This is a genomic window from Paracraurococcus lichenis (assembly GCF_030657435.1).
In the GTDB taxonomy this organism is placed as follows: Bacteria; Pseudomonadota; Alphaproteobacteria; order Acetobacterales; family Acetobacteraceae; genus Paracraurococcus; species Paracraurococcus lichenis.
The window spans coordinates 1-535 of record NZ_JAUTWS010000453.1 but is presented as its reverse complement, the minus strand read 5'-3'; the positions used below and the strand labels follow the sequence as shown (position 1 = coordinate 535).

The following is a 535-nucleotide window of genomic DNA, read 5'->3' as shown; positions in this document are numbered from 1 at the left end:
CCATCCGTACGCAATCGCCGTACGGGCTGCGGCTCCTTGCTTTCAGGGTTTGTGTCCGGCCCGCGCAGCGGGATGACATGTTGGATTTCCAGAGCGTCGTCGTGGACGATGATGCGCTCGACCACCAGCCGCAAGATGGCTTGACGCTCGGCACTATCGGCGGCTTGCAATCGGGAGCCGACGCGCTCGCTGAACGCGACCAAGCCGGCGAGTGCCTCCTCGGCCCGGAGCTTCTGCTCGGTTAGGCGGAGTTGCCGCTCTTGCTGCTGCTCGGCCAGGCGTCGCTGCTCGGCGAGGGCCTTGCGCTGCCCCGATAGCTCTTCGAGGCCGATCACCTCGGCCTGGTAGGCTTCAATCAGTCGCCGGTCCGCCCGGTCGAGCCGCTCAATGCGGGCGCGCAGCCGGTCGTCGGCGGCCTCCCCTCTGCCGTCCCGAGCCTCGGCCAGGAAGCGCTCATACTGCGCCGCCAGCTGCGCGGGATCCCCGAGCAGGCCCGCCACGTGCTCCCAGACGGCCTGCTCCAAGCCCTCCGCTG

At 69.2% G+C, this 535-nt stretch carries 1 protein-coding gene; it reads right to left on the bottom strand.

Annotation, left to right across the window (positions count from 1 at the left end; genetic code table 11):
- Positions 1 to 524 (bottom strand): hypothetical protein (locus tag Q7A36_RS40765; RefSeq protein WP_305109478.1); only part of this gene is annotated, 524 nt, incomplete at its 3' end.
- Between the last annotated feature and the right edge of the window lie 11 nt (positions 525 to 535).